This window comes from Nocardioides sp. (assembly GCF_035503875.1).
Taxonomy (GTDB): domain Bacteria; phylum Actinomycetota; class Actinomycetes; order Propionibacteriales; family Nocardioidaceae; genus Nocardioides.
The window spans coordinates 46,913-72,179 of sequence record NZ_DATJTA010000092.1 but is presented as its reverse complement, the minus strand read 5'-3'; the positions used below and the strand labels follow the sequence as shown (position 1 = coordinate 72,179).

Here is a 25,267-nt window from a genome sequence, read left to right as displayed (position 1 = left end):
CGACTCGACGCGCAACTTCTGCCGACTCGGCATCTAGAGCTGGTCGAGGAGCCAGGAGGGGCCGAGGGCGAGGGCGCCGAGGCCCTGGACGCGGGCCTGGAGCATCCGGTCGGCGGTCACGACCGTGACCCGGTCGCCGCGGTCGGCGGCGGCCTGGGCCTCGGCGACGATGGTGGCGTCGCCGTCCTTCGGGGCGTGCACGGTGCGGACGTGACCGTCCCGGCCCGCCCGGACGCCGCCCTTCGCGGCCCCCTCGAGGACCAGCACCACGACGTCGTACGGCGTGTCCGCGACCAGCAGGCCCTCGTGCAGCCGCCGGGCCGCGCCGGCGCGGTCCTTCCACCAGCCGTCCGGCCGGCTGCCGACGACGTTGGCGCCGTCGACCACGAGGACCGTCGTCATGACCGAGCCCGCTCGGTCACTTGAGGAACTTCGAGAAGTCCTTCGGGAGGTTCAGCTCGGCAGCGGCCTTCTCGTAGTCGACGGGCTCGTTGCCGGGGCTCCCGAACGGGTTGCCGGCCGCGGCGGCCTTCTCCTTCTCCGCGGCGGCCTGCTGGGCGGCCTTGGCGGGGTTGCCGGAGCGCTTGGCGCCCTTGCCCTTCTTGGGCTGGGCCTTGGCCTTGCCGCGCTTGCCAGCCCCGGGCATCCCGGGCATCCCCGGCATGCCGGGCATCCCGGGCATGCCGCCGCCCTTGGCCATCTGCATCATCATCTTCCGCGCCTCGAAGAAGCGGTCGACGAGCTGGTTGACGTCGGAGACCTGTCGACCGGAGCCGCGGGCGATGCGGGCCCGGCGCGAGCCGTCGATCATCTTCGGGTTGTTGCGCTCGGCCGGGGTCATCGAGCGGATGATCGCCTCGATCCGGTCGATCTCACGCTCGTCGAAGTTGTCGAGCTGCTCGCGGAACTGCCCCATCCCGGGCAGCATCCCCATGATCTTCGACATCGAGCCGAGCTTGCGGACCTGCTGCATCTGCTGCAGGAAGTCGTCGAGGGTGAACTCCCCGCCCTGCCCGCTGAGCTTCTGCGCGGCCTTGAGCGCCTGCTCCTGGTCGAAGCTCTTCTCGGCCTGCTCGATCAGGGTGAGCATGTCGCCCATGTCGAGGATGCGCGAGGCCATCCGGTCGGGGTGGAAGAGGTCGAAGTCGGTCGGCTTCTCCCCCGCCGACGCGAACATCACCGGCTTGCCGGTGACCGACGCGATCGACAGCGCGGCACCACCGCGGGCGTCGCCGTCGAGCTTGGTGAGGACGACGCCGTCGTACCCGACCCCGTCGAGGAACGCCTGGGCGGTCGAGACGGCGTCCTGGCCGATCATCGCGTCGACGACGAAGAGCACCTCGTCGGGCTGGACGGCGTCGCGGATGTCGGCGGCCTGCTGCATCAGCTCGGCGTCGACGCCGAGCCGGCCCGCGGTGTCGATGATGACGACGTCGTGGAGCTTGCGCTTGGCCTCCTCGATGGAGGCGCGCGAGACGGCGACCGGGTCACCGACGCCGTTGCCCGGCTCCGGCGCGAAGACGGGTACGCCGACCCGCTCGCCGTTGACCTGCAGCTGGGTTGCGGCGTTGGGGCGCTGGAGGTCGCAGGCGACCAGCATCGGCGTCTTGCCCTGCTCCTTGAGCCACAGCGCGAGCTTGGCTGCCAGCGTCGTCTTGCCGGCACCCTGGAGGCCGGCCAGCATGATGACGGTCGGGCCGGTCTTGGCGTAGCGCAGCCGGCGGGTCTCACCGCCGAGGATCCCGACGAGCTCCTCGTGGACGATCTTGACGACCTGCTGGGCGGGGTTCAGCGCACCGCTGACCTCCTCGCCGCGGGCGCGCTCCTTGACCGCCGCCACGAACTCCTTGACCACGGGCAGCGCGACGTCGGCCTCGAGCAGCGCGATCCGGATCTCACGCGCGGTGGCGTCGATGTCGGCGTCGGAGAGCCGGCCCTTCCCCCGGAGGTTCTTGAAGGTGTCGGCGAGCCGGTCGGAGAGAGTGGCGAACAAGAGGGTCCTCGCGGAGAGTGCGGTCGTGACGGGGCCAGCCTAACGTCGGTCGCCCACTCGGGCCGCACGGGCGACCTCAGGCGTCCTGAGTCGTGAGCGCGGCCCGTACGGCGTGGGCGGCCTCCGCGGCACGCTGGTCGCCCAGCGAGCCCGCCGCGGCCTCCTGCAGGTAGAACACGTCGACGGCCTGGGGTCCGAGCGTGTCCACGTGGGCCGAGCGGACCGCCACGTCCATCCGCGCCAACGCCGCGCACACCAGGTAGAGCACCCCGGGCCGGTCCTCGGTGCGGACCTCCAGGACGGTCGCCTGGTCGGAGGCCTCGGGGCGGACCACCACCGACGGCGCCAGCGCGCGCTCGACGCCGGGCCGCAGCCGGCCGGCGGGATCGACCCGTCCGTCGCGGACCCCCTCGTAGGTCTGCCGGAGTACGGCGGTGTCGACCTGCCCCTCACCGACCTCCCACACGGAGACGCCGTACTGGTCCTGCGCCCAGGCCCGCGCCGCGCGCACCGGCACCCGGTGCAGCGCGAAGAGCGCGGCGAGATCGGCGAGCAGGCCCACCCGGTCGTGCGCGACGGCGGTCACCCGCGCGCCGTCCTCCAGCGTCTCGAGGCTCAGTGAGAGCGCGCCCGCACGTACCTCCGCGGGGATCGACACCTCGTCCGTGACGATCGCCGGGAGCGCCGACCCCGAGTCCAGCACCGCCTGCGCGCGACGGGCCAGGTCGAGGACCAGGCCGGAGCGCCACGACGACCAGGCCTTCGGCGAGGTGGCCCGGGCGTCGGCCTCGGTCAGCGCGGTCAGCAGCCGCATCGTCTCGGGATCGCCGATGCGCGAGGCGACGAGGTCGACGGTCGCGGGGTCGTCGGGGTCGCGGGTCGTCGCGGTCGAGGCCAGCAGCAGGTGCCAGCGCACGAGGGTCGCGATCCGCTCGACCGCCGGTGGGTCGAACCCGACCCGGGTCGCGATCGCCCGGGCGATCGGCTCGCCGGCGACGCTGTGCTCGGTGAGGCTGCCCTTGCCGATGTCGTGCAGCAGTGCGGCGACCATCAGGACGTCGGGCCGGGCGACCTGGCGGATCAGGGCGGCGGCCTCCATGCAGGTCTCGACCACGTGCCGGTCGACGGTGAAGCGGTGGATGACCGACGCGTGCGGGAGCAACCGGATCCGCTCCCACTCCGGCAGCACCTGCGCGAGGGCGCCGGTCTCCTCCAGCGTCTCCCACACCGGGAGCAGGCCGCGCCCGGACGCGAGCAGCCGGACGAGCAGCCGGCGGGCCTCCGCGGGCCACGGGTCGGGCAGCGGCGCGCACTCGCGCGCCAGCCGCGCGGCGGTCGCCGGCGCGAGCAGGGCGTCGTGCTCGGCCGCGGCCGCGGCGGCCCGCAGCAGCAGGGCCGGGTCCTCCCCCGGCCGGGCGCGCCGGTCCAGGACGATCTCGCCGCCGGCCAGCGCCACGCCGGGGGCGACCGGGGTGAGGGCGGGACGTCGGGCACCGACCGCGGCGGGCCGCTTGAGCCGGTCCTCGACCCGGCGCCAGGTAAGCCGGGACAGGTGGGTGATCCGTCGGCCGAGCTCGCGGACGTGCACCTGGGCGGCGCGGGCGTCGGCCAGGTGGAGTCCGACGGCGAGCTCGTCCCAGGCCTCGGGGGCGACGCGGTCGGTGGCCCGGCGGGCGCCCGCGTGCAACAGGTCGCGTACGTCGAGCAGCGCGACCCGGCTCTGCTCCAGCTCCACGTGCGGGACGTCGACCAGCCACGTCGCGACGAGGGCCTTGAGCACGTTCGCGTCCCGCAGGCCGCCCTCGGCCTCCTTGAGGTCCGGCACCGAGAGATGGGCGAGCTCCCCCATCAGCCGGTGCCGGCCGCGTACCAGCTCGTTCAGCGACGGGAGTCGTTGCAGCGCCTGGCGCCGCCACCGGGCCAGCATCGTGGTGCGCAGCCGGAGGGTGAGGTTCGGGTCGCCGGCGAGGTGCCGGATGTCGAGCAGCCCGAGGGCGACCCGCAGGTCGCCGTCGGCCGCCGCGACCATCTCGGGGAAGGTCCGCACGGAGTGGTCGATGGTCGTGCCGGAGTCCCAGAGCGGGTACCAGATCCGCTCGGCGACCTCGCCGAGGCAGACGCCCTCGTCGCTGACCAGGACCACGTCGAGGTCGGAGTGCGGGGCGAGGTCGCCGCGGCCGTAGCCGCCGACCGCGACCAGCGCCACGCCGGTGTCCGGACCGCAGCAGTCGTCGTACGCCCGGACGCAGAGGGCGTCGGCCGCCGCGGTGCGGGCGGCCCGTTCGGCAGCCGTCACCCGCGGCTCGAAGCGCGACGTCGCCCGGGGTGGGCGGTGATGAGCAGCAGCATGGGTTCCCTTTGGGCCGCGGGTGCGAGGACGAGTCGGATCATGCCCGGGCCGGGCCCGAGAAGGCGGCGGCCCGGCTCCCGCATCGGGAGCCGGGCCGCCGGTGGTTCACAGTGCTGCTTCGTCCCGGTCGCCGGTGCGGACCCGGACGACGGTCTCGATGGGGCTGACCCACACCTTGCCGTCGCCGATCCGTCCGGTCTGCGCCGTCTTGACGATGATGCCGACCACGTCGTCCGCATCGGCGTCGTCGACGACGATCTCGATGCGGATCTTCGGCACCAGGGCGATGTCGTACTCCGCGCCGCGGTAGACCTCGGTGTGGCCCTTCTGCCGGCCGTAGCCGCTGACCTCGCTGACGGTCATGCCCGTCACGCCGAAGGTCTCGAGCGCCTCGCGGACGTCCTCCCACTTGTGCGGCTTGATGACCGCGGTCACGAGCTTCACGCGTTGACCCCTTCCTTGCTGGCGGTGTTCAGGACACCGGTCTTGCCGCCGCCGCCACCGGTGCCGGTGTGCAGGTCGTACGCCGACTCGCCGTGCTCGGTGATGTCGATGCCCTCGACCTCGGCCTCCTCGCTGATGCGCAGGCCCATCGTGTACTTAATCGCCAGGCCGATGATCGTGGTGACGATCGAGACGTAGACGATCGCCACCAGCACACCGAGGAGCTGGTCGACCAGCGAGTCGACGCCGCCACCGTAGAGCAGGCCGTCGATGCCGCCCGCCCCGTCGGAGGTGGAGAAGACGCCGATCAGCACGGTGCCGATGATGCCGCCGACCAGGTGGACGCCGACCACGTCGAGCGAGTCGTCGTACCCGAGGCGGAACTTCCAGCCCACAGCCCAGGCGCAGACCGCACCGGAGACGAGACCGATCGCCACGGCGCCCGAGAGGTCGACCGCACCGGCGGCCGGGGTGATGGCGACCAGGCCCGCGACGATGCCGGAGGCGGCACCGAGCGAGGTGGCCTTGCCGTGCATGATCCGCTCGATCAGCAGCCAGCCCAGAATCGCGGCCATGGTGGCCAGGGTGGTGTTCGCGAAGGTGCGACCGGTCTCGGAGAGGAACTGGGCCATGTCGGCCTCCTCGCTCTCACCGCCGAAGACGATCGAGCCGACGTTGAAGCCGTACCAGCCGAACCACAGCAGACCGGCGCCGAGCATGGTCAGCGTCAGGTTGTGCGGGCGCATCTTGTCCTTCGGCCAGCCGAAGCGCTTGCCGAGGAGCAGGACGAGGACGAGGGCCGCGATGCCGGCGTTGATGTGCACCGCGGTGCCGCCGGCGTAGTCCTGCGCGCCGATCCGGCCGCAGATGAGCGAGTCGTCGGTGCAGCTGAAGACCATGTGGGCCATCGGGAAGTAGCACAGCAGTGCCCAGATCGGGACGAAGACCACCCAGGCGGAGAACTTCATCCGGTCCGCGACCGCGCCGCTGATCAGCGCGACGGTGATGATCGCGAACGTCATCTGGAACATCACGAAGATGTAGTCGCTAGTCTCGACGCCGTCGAGCCAGAACAGCTCGAACGGGTTGGCGAAGAAGGTGCCGTCCCCGCTCCAGCCCATCGACCAGCCGACCGCGACGTACAGGATGCCGACGATCGCCGCGGCGATGTACGACATCATCATCATGTTCAGCACGGACTTCGATCGCGACATGCCGCCGTAGAAGAGGGCCAGTGCCGGCACCGTCATCATCAGGACCAGCGCTGTCGCGACGAGCATGAAGGCGTAATAGCCGTCCACAGAACCTCCAGGGAAACCTCTCGGGAAGGCGGCGGGCCTGACGACGATGTCGGCCCGGTTCGCCCCGTTCGCCAGTACCTTCTTGGCCCGAGGTTTCCTGACCCCTCGCTCGATGTTTCGGGCTCGTAACAGACCCCGGCGCCCGGTTACTTCGGCATTTCGCGGGGATCCGGGGCTCAGGCGAGCGTGCCGGCGAGCTCCCCGAGCCGGTGCCGCGCCTCGACGTCGGAGGCCGTGGCCCGCAGTCCGATGAGCAGCGGCGTGCGCAGCGCCGCGTCGAGATCGGTCCAGACGCGCGAGCGCAGTCCGAGGTCGAGCACCTGGGCGCCGCCGGTCGTCGCGCACTGGACGACGTGCGGACGCCGGCGGAACGCACGCACGCAGGCGTCGACCAGGACGCCGACCGAGGTCGCCGTACCCGTCGCCACGACTTTGACCACCACCGAGCCGGGCGCCTGCGTCGCGACGCGGTCCAACACGGCGAGCGTCAGGTCGGCGGCGTCGTCGACGAAGACGTAGTCACGCCGCGAGTCGAAGGAGACGTAGAGGCGCAACGGGCGGCCGGTGACGTGGGTCAGGCACAGCTGGGAGACCAGGCCCTGCGGCTTCGCGAGGTCCTGGCCGGGGCCGTAGAGGTTGCCGATGCGGGCCAGGACGACCCGGCTGCCGGCCACGGCGAGGTCGCGGGCCGCGTCCTCCATCGCGAGCTTGGCATGTCCGTACGGCGCCAGCGGACGCGGCTCGTGGTCCTCGGTGAAGGGCGGTGCTGCGGAGCCGGCGTAGAGCCCGCCGGCCGACGAGGCGAGGAAGAAGGCGCGAGGGACCGGCCGCACGGCGGCCACGAAGGCCCGGAACAGCGCGACCTCGGCCTCCAGGTCCTCGGCGGACGTGGCGACCACGCCGGCGCCCGCGCACCACGCGAGGTCCCAGTCGGGGTCCTCCTGCGCCGCCCGGCCGGCCGCCTCGAGCAGGGCGGCCAGCGCCGCGGCCGGGTCGGCCCACGGGACCCGCGCGCCCAGCACCCGCTCGCCGCGCGCCTCGGCGCGGGACGCCACCCGCGAGCCGAGCAGCCCGCGGCCGATGACCAGGAGGGTCACCGCTCCGGCTTCGGCCGGGCGAGCGGCCCGTCGGCCCGGTCGCGCACGACGAGGTAGAGGGGTTTGCCCATCGCCATGTTGACCGCGACCCCGAGGTACTCGGCCACGACCCCCATCGCGAACAACAGCGCTCCCGAACTCAGCAGCACCGCGACGATCGTCGACGCCCAGCCGCTGACCTCGATCTGGTGGGTGAGGCGTGCCGTGACGACGTACGCCGCGAGCAGGAACCCCAGCAGCGCGAAGACGAAGCCCAGCAGGCTGACGACCCGGAGGATGCGGGTACCGCCGGAGACCACCATCCGCCAGTAGTGCGACATCAGGGTCCGCCACCGGTAGCCCGACGCCCGGTCCTCGGACCGCAGCGTGACGGGCGCCGTGATCACCCGGCGGCTGACCCAGCCGAGCGCGATGTCCAGGTAGACGCCGGACCCGGCGTACGCCGCGACCGAGCGCGCCACGTCGCCGAGCATGAGCCGGTAGCTGTTGAAGTACGTCGCGTCCGCGCGTCCGCTCAGCATCCGGATCGAGTGCTTGGCGGCGCGCGAGGCGGAGTTGCGGAGGAAGCCGTGCGGCGGTGGGTTCAGCGGGGCCGCGTAGACCACGTCGGCCTGCTCGGCCATGGCCCGGTCGAGCATCGTGCCGAGGTCGGCAGGGTCGTGCTGCCCGTCCTCGTCGAGCGTCGCGACCCAGTCACCCCCGGAGGAGGACATGCCGGCGAGGGTCGCGGCGTGCTGACCGAAGTTGCGACTGAGCCAGACCGGGCGCACCCAGTCGTACGCCGCCGCCACCTCGCGGATCGCCCGGTCGGAGGCATCCGGCCCGCAGTCGTGGACCAGGAGCACCTCGGACACGCGTGCCCGGTGACCGTCCGGAGTCAGGAAGGGCTCGTGCCACGCCGCCAGGTCGGCGAGCACGCCGGCCAGGGTCCGTTCTCCCTGGTAGACGGGGATGACGACGGAGATGTCGTGCACGGAGTCGTGGTCGCTCATGCGTCGTTCCCGGAGGATCGTCGCTTGCAGGCGACCAGCAGCACGGACGACCCGAACGGCAGGTCGCGCCCGCCCAGGAGCCGACGGTCGACGTCGGTCGCGGTGAGCAGCACCTTCTCCACCGCCCTCCCGACCGACGGCAGCGGGGCGACCTCGTCCGGGCGCAGCCGGGGAGGCGGCTGGTGCCGCTGACGGAACCGGGTGAGCAGCCGGTCGGCCGCGAAGAACGGGAAGGTGCCGGTGAACGCGTACGTCGCCCGGACGACCTCGAATCCCGCCGCCGACACCGCCTGCCGGGCGCGGCCGCGGGTGTAGCGGCGGTGGTGGTGGTTCAGGTCGTCGTGGTGCGTCCACGCCCACTGGTAGGCCGGCACCGACATCAGCAGGTGTCCTCCGGGCTCGAGCACGCGGTGGATCTCCGCGAGCGCGGTCGCCTCGGGCTCGCAGTGCTCGATGACGTCGAAGGCGGCGACCGTCGAGAACGACGCGTCCTCGAACGGGAGCGCCGTCGCCGAGCCGCAGACGTCTCCGTCGTCGAGTCCTCGCGGGTCCACGTCGAGCGCCACCCGCTGGCGCCGTCCGCGCAGCCAGCCGACGCTGGGGCCGTCCGCGCTTCCGACGTCGAGGAGGCGCCCCTCGGCGTGGACGTGCTCCTCCATCACCGTCTGGAGAAGCTGGGCTCGGGCCTGGTACCACCAGTACGTCGGATTCTCGATCGAAGGCGACCCGGCTTCCGTCATGCGCGGCATGATGCCAGACCGATCCCGCCGCACCCGCGCGGCCCGATCGCGCGGTTCCGGTCCGGGGAACGAGCCCGGCGAGTACCGTGTGCCGGTGCCCAGGCCCGACCTCCCCCCGCACCGGGGCGACCGCGACCCCTCCGATCGATGACCGAGAGCGCCACCGACGTACGCCGCACACCCCGTCATCGCCTGGCCGACGCCCTGCGCTCGCGGACCTGGCAGGTCCGGCTGGCCCTGGCGCTGATCCTGGTGGTCGCCGCCGTCATCCGGGCCCTCGGGACCCGGTTCGGCTTCCCGCTGCTCCTGCACCCCGACGAGTGGGCGGTCGTCGAGGGCGTCGTCGACATGGCGCGGCGGAACTCGTTCGAGCCGCCCTGGGCACAGCGACCCGACCACGTCGAGATGAAGCTCGACTACATCGTCTTCGCGGGCTACGCCGCCGTCTTCAAGGGGATGTCGATCGAGGCGGCGTTCGCCCAGGACCCGCTGCCGTTCTACTTCCTGGCCCGCCTCGTCACCACGGCCTTCGGTGTCGCCACCGTCGCGCTCGCCTACCTCGTGGGCGCCCGCTGGTCGCGGCGGACGGGCCTCGTCGCCGCCGTCCTGTTCGCGATCTTCCCCGCGTTCGTCAACCACGCCGCGTTCGCGACGCCCGACGTCCCCCTCGCCTTCGCGGTGATGGTGCTGATCTACGCACTGATGCGCTACACCGTGACGTGCTCCTGGAGCAGCCTGCTCTGGGCGAGCTTCGCCATCGCACTCGCCGTCGGCATCAAGTACCCCGGCGTCGTCTGCGCGGTCATGATCGCCGTGACGGTGATCGCCACGGCCGTGCGCGACCGCGCGTGGACCAGGATCGTGGTGCACGGCGCCGGATCGGTCGTCGCCTGCGTGGGGTTCCTCTTCGTCATCTCCCCCTCGCTGTTCACCAACGTCTCCGACCTGCGTCGCGAGCTCACGTTCCAGGCGAGCGGCGGCCGGCTCGGCAACCCCGACTACGGCCTGCTCGGCAACATGCGCTTCTACGCCGCGACGTACCTCGACTTCTCGGGCGTCCTGCTCGCGGCCCTGGGCGCCGTCGGGCTGGTCGTCGTGATCCGCAGCCGTCGCCTGGACGTCCTGCCCTGGTTCGTCAGCGTGGTCGTGTGGGTCAGCCTCAGCACGCTCCCGATGACCTGGGAGCGCTGGGGCGTGCCGATGTGGATCACGCCGCTCCTCCTCGCGTCCGTCGCGCTGCCGTGGCTCGTCGAGCAGCTGCGTGGCGCCTGGACCCGCTGGATCCCCTGGGCGATCGCGGGCGTCGTGGTCGTGAACCTGGTCGCCGGCAGCGCGCAGCTGGTCACCGGCCTGATGGCTCCGGACACGCGTTCCGCCGCCCTGGAGTTCGTCGAGGACAACGGGATCAAGGGACGCGACTCGCTCGACGAGGGCTACTCGCCCTTCCTTCCCGACGCGCCGCAGCTCATCTTCGACCACACCGAGCAGGTCGGCGACGGCTACCGGTTCCGCACCCGCCACGACCGACCGGCGCGCTACGTCGTGCTGAGCTCGTCGATGTACGGCCGCGTGCTTGGCGACCCGGCGTACCGCGACGGGGCGGAGGTGTACGGCTGGCTGGCGGAGAACGCCGACGAGCTGGCCACCTTCGGACCGACCGCCGTGCCGGTGCCGACGTGGTTCGAGCCGCTCTCCATCGCCCGCAACCTGGACTACGCCTCCGCGATGATCCGGGGCGGCCAGCACGGACCGACCATCATCGTCTACGAGGTGCCGCCCGACGCACGCGCCGACCGGCCCGTCACGCGCCCCGTGCTCTGACCGCGCAACCAGGCGCCGGGACCGCCTCGCCAGTCCCTTAGCATGAGCCCCCTGCCTTCCCCCGACCCGAAGGAACCTGTGCCCCGCCGATCGTCGTCTTCCGGATCGCCCGCTGGGCCCCGCAGTTGGATCGACCGCCCCGGCGGACGCCGGCGAGCCGCCCCACCACCCCCGGCCGGGCCCGTGCTCACCGGGCCGGGCGGAGCACCCTTCGACGAGGCCCTCGCCCGCCGGATGGTCCGCGCCGGCCTGGTCGACCGCCGGTGGTGCCAGCTCGTCACCGGTCAGGTGTTCGACAGCAAGGTGGAGGCGGCGTCCTACATCCTGCGCACCTGTCCGACGACCTGGCCGACCCACCCGCTGCTGCCGATCGACGCCCTCCCGGAGCGCGTGCAGGAGAAGCTGTCCGAGGGCAACCCCGGTCCGCTGCTGCGCTACCTGCGGCGGACCCGCCACGCCCGCCTCGGCCCCCTGCTGCAACTGGACGAGATGCCCGGCACGCCGGAGGAGCGCGAGGCCCACCCGGGCGGCGTCCTCGGGCTCTTCCTCGAGTCGGCGACCGCCGACACGCCGCTCCCCGGGCGCCCGGACCTGCTCCTCGGCCAGGTCCGGTCTGCCCTGGTGGACTCCGCGCGCCGGCTCCTCGGACAGCTGGCTCTGGGCGACCCGCGGACCACCACCGAGTGGGACGGCGACGCCGAGTCCACCTGGCGGGCGCGCTGGGCGGACGCTCCGCTGCCGGAGTACGACGGCCCGCTGGTCAGCGTCGTGATGCCCGTCCGCAACCGGCCCGGCATCGTCGAGCACGCCCTCGCCTCCGTCGCCGCGCAGAGCCTCGACAGCTGGGAGCTGCTGGTCGTCGACGACGGCTCGACCGACGACACGCTGAGCACCCTGCACCGCTGGGCGGCCCGGGACCCGCGGATCCGCGTGCTCCCGCGCGAGCACGGCGGCGTCTGCGCCGCCCGCAACCACGGTCTCGCGGAGGCGCGCGGCCGCTACGTCGCCTTCCTCGACAGCGACAACACCTGGCGCCCGGACTTCCTGCGCCTCGCGGTCGCCGCGATGCACGGCGAGGGTCACCGGGCGGCGTACGCCGGCATGGCGCTGAGCGACGACGCCAAGCCCGACGAGCGCCGCTACCGAGCCTTCCGCGGCGGCCGCGACCACCTCATGGTGCTCAACCACGTCGACCTCAACGTCCTGCTGGTCGAGCGCTCCGTGCTCGCCGAGTCGGGCGGCTTCGACGAGGGCCTGCGCCGGTGGGTCGACCACGACTTCGCCCTGCGGGTCGCGACGTACGCCGACCTCGAGCTGCTCCCCTTCATCGCCGTCGACTACGACGACACCCGCGGCGTCGAGCAGCCGGCCGACCGGATCACGACGCTCGAGGCGGACTCCTGGCAGTTCGTCGTCCTCGGCCAGCACTGGGTCGACTGGACGGCCGTGCAGGCGAGCGTCGCCGACCGGGTCCAGGGGCGGCTGTCGGTGGTCATCCCGACCTGGAACGACGCGACCATGACGCTCGACTCGGTCGACGCCCTGCTGCGCAACACCCCCGGCGCCGACCTCGAGATCGTCATCCTCGACAACGGCTCGCGGCCCGATGTCAGCCTGCTGCTGGCGACGGCGGAGATCGCCCATCCCCCGGTGCGTGTGGTCCGCCTCCCCCGCAACCTCAACTTCGCCATCGGCTGCAACGTGGGCTTCGCGCACAGCACCGGTGCGCACGTGCTCTTCCTCAACAACGACACCCTGGTCCAGCCCGGCTGGCACGACCCGCTGCTCGCGGCGCTGGCGCAGCCCGACGTCCTGGGCGCACAGCCCCTCCTGCAGTACGACGACAACAGCATCCAGGCGGCGGGCACGGTGTTCCCCGTCGCCGGGTTCCTGCCGACCCACTTCCTCGCCGGCCACCCGCCCGAGGACGCGGAGCGGATGTCGGATCGCCGCTTCAGCGTCGTGACCGCGGCGGCCGTCGCCCTGCGCGCCGACCTCGTGGCCGAGCTGCGCGGCTTCGACCCGATCTTCGTCAACGGCATGGAGGACATCGACCTGTGCCTGCGCGCGGGCGAGGCCCACGGCGGTCATTTCGTCGTCGTGCCGGAGTCGCGCGTCATCCACCTGGAGGGCAAGACCCCCGGACGCGGGGCGAACATCGGACCGAACCGGATCGCCTTCCACCGCCGCTGGCACGACCGGCTGCCGGCCGCGGAGCCGTGGCGCTACACCGATCTGGGCTTCGAGATCGCTCACGTCTCCGGCGACGCCGCCAGCGTCCCGTCGCCCCGCCTGGTCCTGACCCGTCCGGCGGCACCCGAGGGGACCGCCCGCCCGATGCGCTGGGGTCTGCGCAACCCCGCCCCCGGCGGGGAGTCGGGTGCGTTGTGGGGGGACACGCACTTCCTGACCGCCCTGGCCGGTGGGCTGAGAGCACAGGGGCAGGAGGTCGTCAGCTACCGGAGGGGCGCGCACAGCGACCCGGCCTCGGCCTTCGACGACGTCGTCCTCGGCATCCGGGGCCTGAGCGTCATCCACCCGGTGCCCGGCAAGGTCAACGCGCTGTGGGTGATCAGCCACCCCGACGACGTGCACGACGAAGAGCTGCTCGCCTTCGACCTCGTGTACGCCGCCTCCGAGTCCTGGGCCGCCGACCTCGCCCGCCGGTCCGGGCGCGAGGTGCGTGCGCTGCTGCAGGCGACCGACGCCGAGCACGCCCACCTCAGCGGACCCGTGGGTCCGGGCACGCGCCCGGTCTTCGTGGGCGGGGCTCCCAGCGGCCGGGTCCGGCCCATCGTCGCCGACGCCATCGACCAGGGCGTCGACCTCGTGGTCCACGGCCCGCACTGGGCGGGGAAGGTACCCGACGAGGTCCGTGGTCGCGACTACGTCCCCAACCACGAGCTGCTGCAGACCTACCGCGACAGCGGTCTCGTGCTGGCCGACCACTGGTCCGACATGGCGCGCACGGGCTTCCTGGCGAACCGGCTCTTCGACGCCGTGGCCGCCGGTGCCCGCGTGATCAGCGACCCGGTCGACGGCCTGGAGATCTTCGAGGGGGCGGTGCAGGCCTACCACTCGCCCGAGGAGCTGGCGCACCTGTGCTCACCGGCCGGGCGGGACCGCTTCCCCGACGACGAGGCCATGACCGGCATCGCCGCCCGGGTCGCGGCGGAGCACTCCTTCACCGCCCGCGCGGCCACCCTGCTGCACGACGTCGCCGAGCTGCGCCGTTGAACCATCGCCTACGGTGTCCTCCGTGAGCGTCGAACCCTCCCCCGCGACCCCACCCACCTGCTGCGTCTGCGACGTCCCGATGCGTCGCAAGATCGCGGAGTGGAGCTACCGCTGTCCGGAGTGCGGGCTGTGGGGTTCCACGCTGCCGATCGGCATCAACAGCGAGGCCCACGCCGGCCTCGACGAGGACCTCCGCGAGACCGGCCTGGCCGACCTGCGTCGGCACAATAACGCCGTGGTGGTGGACCGGCTGGTCAGCCAGGGCCTGGCGCCCGGGGCGAGCCTGCTCGACGTCGGCTCGGCCCACGGCTGGTTCCTGGCCGCGGCCGAGGAGCGGGGCCTGCGGGCGCAGGGAGTCGAGCCGGACGAGGCCGTCGCGGCCCGCGCCGCGAGCAGCGCCGTCCGCGTGGGCTTCTTCCCGGACGTCCTCGACGCCGACGAGCGGTTCTCGGCGATCACCTACAACGACGTACTGGAGCACTTCCCCGACGCGGGTGCGGCCGTGGCGGCCTCGGCCGACCACCTCGAGCCGGGCGGCCTGCTGTCGGTGAACATCCCGAACAGCAAGGGGTTGTTCTACCGCCTCGCGGTGGTCTGCCACGCATTGGGACTGCGCTCCGCCTACGAGCGCCTCTGGCAGCTCGGCCTTCCCTCCCCGCACCTGTGGTACTTCGACCGCGACACCCTCGTCCGGCTCGGCCGCCGACACGGCTTCGACGTGGTGTCGGTCGACGCGCTCGACAGCGTGCGCCGGGCCGGGCTGTGGCAGCGCGCCCACTCCGACCGCAAGGTCTCCCCGGTCAGCGCGCTCGGCGTGGTCGCCGTATGGCTGGCCGCGCCGCTGTTCAACGCCTCGCGCACCAGCGACATCATCCACGTGGTCTTCCGCCGGCGGGCCGACTGACGCGTCTGCGCCGCCGTCAGACCACGCGGTAGAGCCGCAGCTGGAGCTCCTTGTAGCGGAACCGGCTGACCCGCTCCAGGCAGTCGCCGCGCAGCGGGACGTCCGAGACGACCCACCCCGGGTCGACGAGACTCGCCAGCCTGTCGTCACAGGGGTCGATGACCAGCTCCATGTAGGTGCCGCGGACCGGGCGGATGACCGGGTCGGCGCCCGACGGTGCCGGGATCCAGCGGTACTGCGCGTAGTTGTTCCAATTGGCGCGCTGGGTCGGCGCGAGCTCCGTCATCACCTCCTCGGAGGGGTACGGCGTGGTCCCCGACACGCTCTGGAAGCCGGCCGCCCGCACCAGCGCCACGACCCGGAAGTCCGAGAAGACGGCGACGCGCGGGTTGGTGTCGGGGTCGGCGTGGCGATTCAGCTGGTGGGCCACCGGGCTCCACTCGAGCGGCGCGGCCGCGTGCTGGAGCGGGTTCACCAGACCCCAGCTGATCAGGGAGTAGACAGCGAGACCCGCGGCCGCCACGAGGGCCGTCCGCCGACCGGCGAGCAGGCCGACCAGGCAGGCGGCCAGGACCAGCCCGCTCAGCACCGCGAGCAGGACCGGGACCTCGGCGTCGTCCCAGCTCAGCCGGTCGACGATCGGGACGATCGCGATCGCCGAGACCAGGACGGCCACCCCGGCGAGCACCCAGCCGGCGCGCGGGAGGCGGCGGAGCAGGCCGATCTGGCTGGCCAGCAGGAGCAGCAGCCCGGCGCCCAGCGCCAGGGGCACCCGGGTCGGCTGGACCGACTGCAGCATGGTGACCCGGCCGACGACGCCAGGAAGCGGCAGCAGTGCCCAGGCGAGCAGCAGCAGCATCGCCGCGCCCAGGCCCAGGCCGGTGGCGGGCCAGGACGGCACGTCGGTCGATGCCGGCTCGGCGTCACCGGCGGTCTCGGGCGTACGCCGCAGGACCCGCCACGCGACCAGGCCCAGGGCGAGGGCGAGCACCGGCAGCGGCAGCCACGACGAGGAGACCTCGGAGAGGTTGTCGATCGGGCTCGGGGGTCCGGAGGTGCCGAGGGTGCGTCCGGCGTCGCCGGCCAGCCAGAAGTTGAGCGGCGCGTCCATCAGGTGCCACCAGGTCGCCTCGCCGGCCGTCGCCACCCGCTGGCCGGGGTAGTTCGTGCCCTGGGTGGCGCTGATGGCGTCGCGGTGCTGGAGCAACCAGGCCCCGACGAGGACCCCGGTGGTGCCGAGGGCCACGGCCAGGGTGACGGCGACGCGGCGCAGCGGGACGCGCAGGTCGCGCCACATCCCCGCGCCGAGGCCGAGCAGGAGGATGCCCAGGGACACCTGCCAGGGCGGGTAGAGCAGCAGCGCGAAGGCGGCACCGGCGAGGCCGCCCAGGAAGGCGAGCAGCAGGCGGCGCCACCGGTGCTCGCAGGTCCACGCGGCGACGACCAGCGTCACCGCGACCGCGGCGTACCCGAGGCAGATCGCGGGGGTCGGCGACGTCCACCAGCCGGCGTACGGCGTGAACGTCAACGCGGTGGCGATCCCCAGGGACAGACCCGGTGAGCTGGTCAGTCGCAGCACGAGCGCGAAGCAGCCGAGCAGGCAGACCAGGAAGGACCACCACCAGCTCCAGGCCAGTCCGCGGCTGGGCCCGAGCGCGAGGTAGCCCCAGTTCTGCGGGGTGAGCACGCTGGCCCAGGTGCGGGTCGGGCCGGCGTGCGAGGCCGCGGCGTTGTCGACGTACGTCAGGCCCATCCAGCTGCGGTCCGGGAAGTCCTGGCGGGCCGCGGAGATGGCCATCGGCGTGCGGAGCTGGAACTCGTCGCTGCGCACCACCCGGGGGGTGCCCGCGATGGTGCCGGCGTCGTCGGGGTCCTCGGCCAGCAGGGCGAGCGAGGACCCGTTGACGTTGAGGCCGACGAACAGGAGCAGCAGGGCGCCGAGCCCCAGCCCGAGGACGAGCACGGGCCGCGCGAGCAGGGCGGCGGCGCGGCGGCGCGCGGCCGTCACCCGGCGCCGTCCTGCTTCTCGCGAAGGATGGCGATCTCCTCGGCGAGCCGCTGCAGCTGGCGCTCGACGGTGGTCAGCTCGCGCGAGACCTGCAGGTTCACGCAGAGCAGCAGCCCGAGGGCCGCGAAGAACAGGAAGTTGGAGGGCACCTCGAAGCCGGCCAGGTCCGAGAGCGCCTCGACGCTGTCGGGGATGATCGCCATCACCGCGAGGGTCACGGACACGACCAGCCACAGGACGGCGTACTTCACCAGCAGCCGGCGGCTGGCCACCAGCCGCAGCACGAGGGCCACGACCAGGACCGCGACCAGGCCCGCGAAGATCTCCGGACTCATGCGACGACCACCTTCCGTCGGCCGCGGGCCAGGCGGATCAGGGCGAGCACCAGCATCACGCCGACGCGGGAGAGGTAGAGCGCCGAGCGAAAGGCCTGGTGGCTCGGCACGCCACCCTGACGCACGCGCATGGCGACCGGGACCTGCCCGACGCTCAGCCGGCCCTCCTTGGCCACGATCAGCGCCTCCACGGTGTCGCCGAGGTACTCGCGCGGCATGTCGGTGCTCATGAGCAGCAGGGCGCGCGGGCCGAAGGCCCGGAACCCCGAGGTCACGTCGGTCAGCCGCTGGTGGTGGACGCGCGACATCACGGCGGCCAGCAGGCGCATCGCGGCGGCCCGCGCCCCGCGGACGTCGTACTCCCCCTCGCCGGCGAAGCGGGCGCCGATCACCAGGTCGTGGTGCTCGAGGGCCGCGACCAGGCGCGGGATCTCCTCGGGACGGTGCTGGCCGTCGGCGTCGCACTGCACGACGACGTCGAAGCCCTCGCGTTGAGCCAACAGCAGACCGGCCCGGAGCGCCCCGCCGACCCCGAGGTTGAAGGGCAGCTCGAGCACCCGCACGCCCGAGGCCCGTGCGATCGCGGCCGTGTCGTCGGACGAGCCGTCGTCCACCACGAGCACCGTCGCGTCGGGCAGCGCCTCGACGAGCTCGGCCAGCACACCGGGGAGCGCCTCGCGCTCGTTGTAGGCCGGAAGCAGCACCAGCACCCGGGTCGGATCCACGTCCACTACCTCTCCCCGCCGTCGGCCGTCGCAGCCCCCGTGAAGACCCAGGTCCGGTACAGCACCGTGTTGCCGAGGAGCAGTCCCAGGACCGTGATGGCCTTGGCGAGCAGCAGCGACGCATCCGGCGACAGCGCGCCGTCGAAACCGCCGGCCAGCAGGGGCACGAGGAGTGTAGTCACCACCAGATTGAACGCGAAAAGCGCAAGGAATCGGCGACCGTGCCGGGCCACGTCGCCCCCACGGGCGCCGAAGACGCTGCGGTTCAGGAGGAAGACGACGACGCCCGAGACCGCGTAGCTGGTCGCCGCCGCCGCGGCGCGCGGGACGTCCAGCTCGACAGCCAGGATCCAGAGCACGCTGACGTCCACGAGGAGTCCGGCGCCGCCCGCCAGCGCGACGCCGAGGAGCTGCCACGCCCATCGGAGCCGGGACACGGCACGCGCCGGTTCCTCAGTCGTCAGCACTCCCCGCCTCGTCGACGACCCGGACCCGCAGCATGGTCGAGCGCACGTTGCGGCGGTGGACCGTCGCCTGGCGACCGGCGTGCTCGGCACTCGCCCACTTCTCCACGATGGACCGCTCGTCGGGGCGGTCGGTGTCGTCGAGCACCACCGTGGCACCGTCGCGGAGCAGGTCGGCGAAGAACGGGTACGCCGGGTAGCGGGCCTCGTGCGTCGAGCCACCCACCGGTCCGTCGACGAAGAGCAGGTCGATCCCGTCGAGGTCCGGCAGACCGGAGGTGTCGAACCACAGCCGGTGGTCCCCGGGCGTGTGCTCGCGCTCCACCAGCGGCGCGTGGACCACGGTCGCGATCTCCGCGACGCCGGCCCGGGCGAGGTGCCCGCGGGTCTCCTCCGCGAACGCGGCGTCGCTCTCGAGTGCGACGACCCGGCTGCCGTCACCGCGCTGCTGCAGGGCGAGGCCGAGAAAGAGGGTGGAGGTCCCGGACCCGCACTCGACCACGGTCACGGGTCCGGTGCGCGTGGCGACGTCGGACAGCATGGCCAGCAGGCTCGAGGTCGTGATCGCCCAGTCGCCCAGGCCAGGGAAGTCCGCCGTACCCGGCATCAGGCGCTCCGTGGTGCGCATCAGCCGCAGCGTGTCGCTGGGCAGGGTGTCCAGCGACGTGCGGAAGCGGTGCGAGTCGACCCGCGCGCCCCGCAGGACGTCGTCGACGCGCGCGAGGTTCTGGCCGGCCACCACCCGCAGCTCGCGGGTCTCGTGAAGGAGCGACTCCTCGACCGCGGTGAGGCGCTTGCCGAGCGCGGCAGCGTCCCGCGCCGCCCGCCCGCTGCTGCGCGACGCCCTGCGGATCAGCGGGCCCGTGCGCTTGCGCGCCTCGTCGAGACGGCGCACGGTCCGAGTCGTCCGCTGCTGCTGTGCCCCGAGGGCACTCAGCTCGCGAAGCACCAACTGACCGACGCGGGCCAGGCCGAGCAAGCCGAGCGCGAGCGCGAGACTGGCGACGGCCACCGCCCAGCGGGTGCTGCCGGCCACGGCGACGACGGCGGCCACCACGGCAGCGCCTGCGGCGACCACCAGGGCCGCCTCACTCCTGCGCAGTCTCATCGCGAGTACCGTAGCCGATCCAGGCCTCGGGCGACCCGCCACGAGACCGACGGTCGTCGGCCGCAGGAGACGACTTCCCGGTCGCCGTACGACGCAGCCGTCGTCGGGCGCGCGGGGGCACTCTCGGGCATGGGTCTCCGTTCCACGTGAGGGGCGTGCGGCCGACGGACCGCACGCGCTCCGGGAAACCTACCGCCCCCCGGGGCCATCGGCCGAGCGGGCCTCCGGCCTCAGCCGAGCAGTGCGTCGACGAACGCCTCGGGGCTGAAGGGGGCCAGGTCGTCGGCACCCTCGCCGAGGCCGACCAGCTTGACCGGGACACCCAGCTCGCGCTGGACGGCGACCACGATGCCGCCCTTGGCCGAGCCGTCCAGCTTGGTCAGCACGATGCCGGTGACGTCGACGACCTCACTGAAGACCCGAGCCTGGATCATGCCGTTCTGGCCGGTGGTCGCGTCGAGGACGAGCAGCACCTCGGTCACCGGCGCCTGCTTCTCGATGACCCGCTTCACCTTGCCGAGCTCGTCCATCAGGCCGGCCTTGTTCTGCAGCCGCCCGGCGGTGTCGACGATGACGGTGTCGGCGTCGCGGACGACGCCCTCCTTGACCGCCTCGAACGCGACGCTCGCGGGGTCGGTGCCCTCGGCGCCGCGGACCACCTCGACACCGACCCGCTCGCCCCAGGTGGCGAGCTGGTCGACGGCGGCGGCGCGGAACGTGTCGGCCGCGCCCAGGACCACCTGGCGGTCCTCGGCGACGAGGATCCGGGCGATCTTGCCGACCGTGGTCGTCTTGCCGGCGCCGTTGACGCCGACCACCAGGACGACGCCGGGCTGCCCGTCGGCGCCGCTCACCTGCAGGCGCCGGTCCATGGTCGGGTCGACCAGGGAGACGAGCTCCTCGCGCAGCACGGTCCGGGCGTCGGCCGGCGAGCCCTCCACCCGCAGCCGGGTGCGCAGCCGCTCGACCAGCTCCTGGGTCGGCGCGACGCCGACGTCGGCGGTCAGCAGGGTGTCCTCGATCGACTCCCAGGTGTCCTCGTCGAGGCGGTCGCGGCTCAGCAGGGCCAGCAGACCGCGCCCGAGGCCGCCCTGGGACCCGGCCAGCCGCTGGCGCAGCCGGACCAGCCGGGAGGCGGTGCCTTCGGGCTTCTCGAGGGCCGGAGCCGCCGGTGCCTCCGGCTCGAGCTCGACCGGGACGTCGGCCTCGGGCTCGATGGTCGCCGGCGGCGAGCTCAGCTCGACCGGGGGTGCATCCGGAGTGGCGGGCGGCTTCCCGAGGACGTCGGTGTGGGTGTTCGGGAGCGGGCCGGGCTTGCGGCGGCGCGTCACCACCAGGCCGGCGACGGTCGCCACGAGGGCGAACGCGACCAGCGCGACGATCAGGACGAGAACGGCGACGGCATCCATGCCGACATCCAATCAGGAGTGCTCGCGCGAGCGGCTATCGGTGGAAGTCCATCGAGCGCTCCTCGGTCTCCACGGGCTCCACGGTCGGCACCTTCTCGGCGGCCCGCGCCATCGCCCGGCCGAGCCAGGGCACCGCCGGGATGCTCTCGCCGCGGTGCGGGTACGCCGCGTAGAGCACGACCCCGGCGCAGATCACCAGGATCACGAGCATGGTGACGATGAGGTAGACCACGAGACGTCCTCCCGAGAGCGTGTGCATCCGTCGGGGCCGATACCCCGGCCCCCACCGTGCCACACGCGTCCCACCGGTCGCGGGTCAGGCACGCAGCAGCGGCTCCACTGCGGCACGGATCACGTCGGGCATCGGCGCGACCGGACGCGCCGGATCGGTGTCGTCGACGTACACGTGCACGAACCGGCCCTCGGCGGCCGCCTCCTCGCCGTCGCCCTGGAAGAGCCCGATCCGGTAGACCACGCTCGACCGGCCGACCTTGTCGACCACCAGGCCGGTCTCGATCGGCTCGGGGAAGCCGAGCTCGCGGAAGTAGCGACAGCCGGTCTCGGCGACGACGCCGATCTGGGGCAGGCGCCGGATGTTGGTGCCGGTCGCCTCGAACAGGTACGCGTTGACCGCGGTGTCGAAGAGCTCGTAGTACGTCGCGTTGTTGAGGTGTCCGTAGGCGTCGTCGTCGCGCCAGCGCGTCGTGACAGTGCGCCACGCGACGTAGTCGGCGCGGGTCGGGCGCTCCCTCATGCCGGCTCGGCCTCGCGCAGCCGCTGGCTGATGACCGCCGAGACACCGTCGCCGCGCATCGTGACGCCGTACAGCGCGTCGCCGACCTCCATGGTCCGCTTCTGGTGGGTGATGACGAGCAGCTGGGAGTTCTCGCGCAGCTCCTCGTAGATCTCCAGCAGCCGGCCCAGGTTGGTGTCGTCGAGCGCCGCCTCGACCTCGTCGAGGATGTAGAACGGCGAGGGCCGGGCCTTGAACAGCGAGACCAGGAAGCAGACCGCGACCAGCGAGCGCTCGCCGCCGGAGAGCAGCGAGAGCCGCTTGACCTTCTTGCCGGCGGGCCGCGCCTCGACCTCGATGCCCGTGGTGAGCATGTTGCCGGGATCGGTGAGGACCAGCCGGCCCTCGCCTCCCGGGAAGAGCCGGGTGAAGGTCGCGTCGAAGGCGCGCTCCACGTCGGCGTACGCCTCGGTGAAGACCTGCTCGACCCGGGTGTCGACCTCGCGGACGATGTCGAGCAGGTCCTTGCGGGTCTTGCGGAGGTCCTCCAGCTGCTCGGTGAGGAACTTGTGCCGCTCCTCCATCGCGGAGAACTCCTCGAGTGCCAGCGGGTTCACCTTGCCGAGCATGGACAGCGCCCGCTCGGCGCTGCGCAGCCGCTTCTGCTGCTCCTCGCGGACGTACGGCGTGGGCGGCGGCTCCTCCTCCCCGGCCTCGACCTGCTCGGGGGTGAGCGCGGCGGCGGGCACCGGCACCTCGGGACCGTAGTCGGCGACCAGGCCCTCGGGCTCCAGCCCGAGCTCCTCGAGCGCACGCTCCTCCAGCTGCTCGATCCGCATCCGCTGCTGGGCGCGGGCGAGCTCGTCGCGGTGCACCGAGCTGACCAGCTCGTCGTGCTCCCTGCCCAGCTCGCGCAGCCGGGTGCGCACGGTCATCAGCTCCTGCTCCCGCCCCCGGCGCGCCTGCTCGATCGCGGTCCGGGCCTCGGCGGCGCGGTGCACCGACACCTCGAGGCGGGCGAGGACGACGGCGACGGCCACGCCCACCGCCTCGGCGGCCCGGCCCTCGCGCAGCAGCCGCTCGCGGCGCTCGCGGGCGCGGGCGCGGGTCTCGCGCTCGGCCCGGGCGGCCCGGCGCAGCGAGTCGGCGCGCCCGTGCAGCGCCCGGGCCCGTTCCTCGGCGGTACGCAGCGCGAGCCGCGCGTCCATCTCCGCCTGCCGGGCCGTGCGGGCGGCCTCGACGAGTCGCTCGCGCTCCGTGGTGTCGGGCTCCTCCTCCGGGGCTTCCTCGGCGCTGGCGAGGCGGGTTTCCAGCTCGGCCAGCCCAGCCACCGCCTGCTCGCGGGCCTCCTCGGCCGTCGCGATCGCCTGGGTCAGCCGCTCGGCCTCGCCGCGAGCGGCGCGGGCCTGCGAGCCGTACTGCCCCAGCTCCTCGGCCACCGCCGCCAGCGTGGCGTCGGACTCGTGCAGCTTGGCCAGCGCGACGTCGGCCCGCTTCTGCGCCTCCAGACGCTCGGCCTCCAGCCGGCTGATGTCGAAGCCCAGGCGCTCCCCGGCAGCCACGGCCTCGGCCAGCTGGGCGTCGGCCTCGTCGACGGCGGCCTGGATCTCGATCAGGCTCGGCTGGTCGGACGAGCCGCCGGAGGCGAAGTGGGCGCCGATGAGGTCGCCCTCGCGGGTGACGGCGACGACGTCCGACGACTCGCGCACCAGTGCCCGGGCGGCGTCGAGGTCCTCGACGACAGCGACCTTGAAGAGCAGTCGCGCCAGCGCCGGGCGCAGGGGCTCGGGGCACTCCACGACGTCGACGGCGTACGCCGCCTCGGCGGGCAGGCCCGGCCAGTCCCGGTCGTCGAGCAGGCCGTCGGTGGGACCGCCGCCGAGCAGCATCCCGGCGCGACCGAGGGCATCGCCCTTGAGGTGACCGATGGCCGCGACCGCCGCCTCGGGGCCGGTGACGGCGACGGCGTCGGCGGCCGAGCCGAGCGCGGCGGCCACCGCGGTCTCGTAGCCGCCACGCACGCTCAGCAGCGCTGCCACCGAGCCGAGCAGGCCGGAGAGCTCGTCGGTGGCGGCCAGCAGCGCACCGGCACCGTCCTTGCGGGAGAGTCCCATCTCCAGCGCGTCCTTGCGGGCGGCGAGCGTCGAGCGGGCACGGTCGGCCTGCTGGGCCTCGTCGCGAGCCTTGGCCAGGCGCTCCTCGATGTCGTCGAGCAGGCCGACGGCGGCCTCGTGCTCGGCGTCGAGACCCTCCTCGCCTGCGTCGAGGCCGGCCACCTTGGTCTCCAGCGCGGTGAAGTCGCGCTGGGCCCGCTCGGCGCGGGTCACCGCGTCCTCGCGGGCCTGCCGGAGCCGGCCGACCTCCTCGTCGGCCGCTGCCGCGCGCGAGCGCAGGGCGTTGACCTGCCCGTGCAGCCGCGCCAGCCCCTCGCGGCGGTCGGCGGCCGCGCGCTGCAGGCCGGAGATCCGCCGCTCCTCCTCCGCCGCGGCGTCCTCGGCGGCCTGACGCGCCGTGACCGCCTGCTCCAGGCCGGTCCGGTGGGCGTCGACCTCGGCGCCGATCCGCTGCTCCTGCGCCTGGACCTGCTCGGCCTGGGCGTCCAGCTCCTCGGGGTCGCGGCCCGCGTGGGTCTCGGTGTCGGCCGTGCCGGCGGCGTTGCGGACCCGCTCGGAGGCCAGCGACTGCGTCCCCCGCAGTCGCTCCCGCAGCCCGGACAGCGCGAACCAGGTGTCCTGGGCCTGCGAGAGCGCGGGCAGGTCCTCCCGCAGGGCGGCCTCGAGGGCGCTCTCCCGCTCGCGGGCCTGCTGGGTCTCGGACTCCACCTGCTCGCGCCGCTGGAGCAGGACGGACTCGTCGGCCATCTCCTGCTCCAGCGCGGTGCGGGCGGTCACGAGGTCGTCGGCGAGCAGCCGCGCCCGGGCGTCGCGGACGTCGGCCTGGACCGTGGCCGCGCGCCGGGCGACCTCGGCCTGCCGCCCGAGCGGCTTGAGCTGGCGCCGGATCTCGGTGATCAGGTCGCTCAGCCGGTTCAGGTTGCCCTCGGTCGAGTCGAGCTTGCGCAGCGCCTTCTCCTTGCGCTTGCGGTGCTTGAGGACGCCCGCGGCCTCCTCGATGAAGCCGCGGCGGTCCTCGGGCGTCGCGTGCAGGATCTGGTCGAGCTGACCCTGACCGACGATGACGTGCATCTCCCGGCCGATGCCGGAGTCCGAGAGCAGCTCCTGGACGTCGAGGAGCCGGCAGGTCTGGCCGTTGATGGCGTACTCGGAGCCGCCGCTGCGGAACATCGTCCGGGTGATCGTGACCTCGGCGTACTCGATCGGCAGCGCGCCGTCGGAGTTGTCGATGGTCAGCACGACCTCGGCCCGGCCGAGCGGCGGGCGGCCGGAGGTGCCGGCGAAGATGACGTCCTCCATCTTGCCGCCGCGCAGCGACTTGGCCCCCTGCTCGCCCATCACCCAGGCGAGCGCGTCGACGACGTTCGACTTCCCCGAGCCGTTCGGGCCGACGATGCACGTGATGCCCGGTTCGAGCTGGAGCGTCGTCGAGGAGGCGAAGGACTTGAACCCCTTCAGGGTCAGGCTCTTCAGGTACAACGTCGGGCTCCCT

Annotated in this window: 20 protein-coding genes; 3 read left to right on the top strand and 17 right to left on the bottom strand. The window is 73.2% G+C overall.

Annotation, left to right across the window (positions count from 1 at the left end):
* Positions 1–33: 33 nt before the first annotated feature.
* From VMF51_RS22790 to VMF51_RS22755, 8 genes are all read right to left on the bottom strand, one after another.
* Entirely contained in the window at positions 34–402 is a 369-nt protein-coding gene (locus VMF51_RS22790) for a hypothetical protein (RefSeq protein WP_325476770.1), read from the bottom strand.
* 16 nt (positions 403–418) lie between these two features.
* Positions 419–1,993: a signal recognition particle protein gene (gene ffh / locus VMF51_RS22785; RefSeq protein ID WP_325476769.1), complete on the bottom strand. Its 1,575-nt coding sequence runs from the start codon at positions 1,991–1,993 to the stop codon at positions 419–421.
* A gap of 76 nt (positions 1,994–2,069) precedes the next feature.
* Positions 2,070–4,289, bottom strand: coding sequence for a [protein-PII] uridylyltransferase (locus VMF51_RS22780; protein ID WP_325476768.1), 2,220 nt, complete (start codon positions 4,287–4,289; stop codon positions 2,070–2,072).
* A gap of 159 nt (positions 4,290–4,448) precedes the next feature.
* Positions 4,449–4,787, bottom strand: coding sequence for a P-II family nitrogen regulator (locus VMF51_RS22775; RefSeq protein WP_325476767.1), 339 nt, complete (start codon positions 4,785–4,787; stop codon positions 4,449–4,451).
* Positions 4,784–6,067 carry an ammonium transporter gene (locus VMF51_RS22770; protein WP_325476766.1) on the bottom strand — a complete coding sequence of 428 codons (1,284 nt, stop codon included), beginning with the start codon at positions 6,065–6,067 and terminating at the stop codon, positions 4,784–4,786. Before VMF51_RS22770 ends, VMF51_RS22775 begins: the two co-directional genes overlap by 4 nt.
* Before the next feature lie 197 nt (positions 6,068–6,264).
* Positions 6,265–7,185, bottom strand: coding sequence for an NAD(P)-dependent oxidoreductase (locus VMF51_RS22765; RefSeq protein WP_325476765.1), 921 nt, complete (start codon positions 7,183–7,185; stop codon positions 6,265–6,267).
* The gene (locus tag VMF51_RS22760) at positions 7,182–8,177 is read right to left on the bottom strand and encodes a glycosyltransferase (protein ID WP_325476764.1); all 996 of its coding nucleotides are present in this window, start codon (positions 8,175–8,177) and stop codon (positions 7,182–7,184) included. The genes VMF51_RS22765 and VMF51_RS22760 overlap by 4 nt, the downstream gene beginning before the upstream one ends.
* Positions 8,174–8,917, bottom strand: coding sequence for a class I SAM-dependent methyltransferase (locus VMF51_RS22755; RefSeq protein WP_325476763.1), 744 nt, complete (start codon positions 8,915–8,917; stop codon positions 8,174–8,176). The genes VMF51_RS22760 and VMF51_RS22755 overlap by 4 nt, the downstream gene beginning before the upstream one ends.
* A gap of 147 nt (positions 8,918–9,064) precedes the next feature.
* Between VMF51_RS22755 and VMF51_RS22750 the strand changes: the two genes are divergently transcribed.
* From VMF51_RS22750 to VMF51_RS22740, 3 genes are all read left to right on the top strand, one after another.
* Entirely contained in the window at positions 9,065–10,738 is a 1,674-nt protein-coding gene (locus VMF51_RS22750) for a glycosyltransferase family 39 protein (protein ID WP_325476762.1), read from the top strand.
* A gap of 183 nt (positions 10,739–10,921) precedes the next feature.
* Complete coding sequence (locus VMF51_RS22745; protein ID WP_325476761.1) at positions 10,922–13,975, top strand: glycosyltransferase; 3,054 nt, start codon at positions 10,922–10,924, stop codon at positions 13,973–13,975.
* A gap of 22 nt (positions 13,976–13,997) precedes the next feature.
* A complete protein-coding gene (locus VMF51_RS22740; RefSeq protein WP_325476760.1) occupies positions 13,998–14,879 on the top strand; it encodes a methyltransferase domain-containing protein in 882 nt (293 codons plus the stop codon).
* A 16-nt stretch (positions 14,880–14,895) separates the two neighbouring features.
* On the opposite strand, the gene VMF51_RS22735 is transcribed toward VMF51_RS22740, so the two are convergent.
* From VMF51_RS22735 to smc, 9 genes are all read right to left on the bottom strand, one after another.
* Positions 14,896–16,887 (bottom strand): DUF7657 domain-containing protein, encoded by a 1,992-nt coding sequence (locus VMF51_RS22735; protein WP_325476759.1) that lies wholly within the window; start codon positions 16,885–16,887, stop codon positions 14,896–14,898.
* On the bottom strand, positions 16,884–17,222 hold the full coding sequence (locus VMF51_RS22730; RefSeq protein WP_325476758.1) for a DUF2304 domain-containing protein: 339 nt from the start codon (positions 17,220–17,222) through the stop codon (positions 16,884–16,886). The genes VMF51_RS22735 and VMF51_RS22730 overlap by 4 nt, the downstream gene beginning before the upstream one ends.
* Positions 17,219–17,947 carry a glycosyltransferase family 2 protein gene (locus VMF51_RS22725; protein ID WP_325476757.1) on the bottom strand — a complete coding sequence of 243 codons (729 nt, stop codon included), beginning with the start codon at positions 17,945–17,947 and terminating at the stop codon, positions 17,219–17,221. Before VMF51_RS22725 ends, VMF51_RS22730 begins: the two co-directional genes overlap by 4 nt.
* A 5-nt stretch (positions 17,948–17,952) precedes the next feature.
* Positions 17,953–18,384, bottom strand: a complete 432-nt coding sequence (locus tag VMF51_RS22720) for a GtrA family protein (protein ID WP_325476756.1) — start codon at positions 18,382–18,384, stop codon at positions 17,953–17,955.
* 16 nt (positions 18,385–18,400) lie between these two features.
* Positions 18,401–19,519, bottom strand: a complete 1,119-nt coding sequence (locus tag VMF51_RS22715; protein WP_325476755.1) for a class I SAM-dependent methyltransferase — start codon at positions 19,517–19,519, stop codon at positions 18,401–18,403.
* A 230-nt stretch (positions 19,520–19,749) separates the two neighbouring features.
* Positions 19,750–20,928 carry a signal recognition particle-docking protein FtsY gene (ftsY, locus tag VMF51_RS22710; protein WP_325476754.1) on the bottom strand — a complete coding sequence of 393 codons (1,179 nt, stop codon included), beginning with the start codon at positions 20,926–20,928 and terminating at the stop codon, positions 19,750–19,752.
* Between the two features lie 34 nt (positions 20,929–20,962).
* Positions 20,963–21,160 carry a hypothetical protein gene (locus VMF51_RS22705; protein ID WP_325476753.1) on the bottom strand — a complete coding sequence of 66 codons (198 nt, stop codon included), beginning with the start codon at positions 21,158–21,160 and terminating at the stop codon, positions 20,963–20,965.
* Between the two features lie 84 nt (positions 21,161–21,244).
* Positions 21,245–21,682 carry a thioesterase family protein gene (locus VMF51_RS22700; protein WP_325476752.1) on the bottom strand — a complete coding sequence of 146 codons (438 nt, stop codon included), beginning with the start codon at positions 21,680–21,682 and terminating at the stop codon, positions 21,245–21,247.
* Positions 21,679–25,254: a chromosome segregation protein SMC gene (smc, locus tag VMF51_RS22695; RefSeq protein ID WP_325476751.1), complete on the bottom strand. Its 3,576-nt coding sequence runs from the start codon at positions 25,252–25,254 to the stop codon at positions 21,679–21,681. The genes VMF51_RS22700 and smc overlap by 4 nt, the downstream gene beginning before the upstream one ends.
* Positions 25,255–25,267: the final 13 nt, after the last annotated feature.

Coding starts and splice junctions, on each gene's coding strand:
- VMF51_RS22790 (WP_325476770.1), bottom strand. CDS start 402: ATGACGACGGTCCTCGTGGTCGACGGCGCCAACGTCGTCGGCAGCCGG.
- VMF51_RS22770 (WP_325476766.1), bottom strand. CDS start 6,067: ATGCTCGTCGCGACAGCGCTGGTCCTGATGATGACGGTGCCGGCACTG.
- VMF51_RS22760 (WP_325476764.1), bottom strand. CDS start 8,177: ATGAGCGACCACGACTCCGTGCACGACATCTCCGTCGTCATCCCCGTC.
- VMF51_RS22755 (WP_325476763.1), bottom strand. CDS start 8,917: ATGACGGAAGCCGGGTCGCCTTCGATCGAGAATCCGACGTACTGGTGG.
- VMF51_RS22750 (WP_325476762.1), top strand. CDS start 9,065: ATGACCGAGAGCGCCACCGACGTACGCCGCACACCCCGTCATCGCCTG.
- VMF51_RS22730 (WP_325476758.1), bottom strand. CDS start 17,222: ATGAGTCCGGAGATCTTCGCGGGCCTGGTCGCGGTCCTGGTCGTGGCC.
- VMF51_RS22715 (WP_325476755.1), bottom strand. CDS start 19,519: ATGAGACTGCGCAGGAGTGAGGCGGCCCTGGTGGTCGCCGCAGGCGCT.
- ftsY (WP_325476754.1), bottom strand. CDS start 20,928: ATGGATGCCGTCGCCGTTCTCGTCCTGATCGTCGCGCTGGTCGCGTTC.
- VMF51_RS22700 (WP_325476752.1), bottom strand. CDS start 21,682: ATGAGGGAGCGCCCGACCCGCGCCGACTACGTCGCGTGGCGCACTGTC.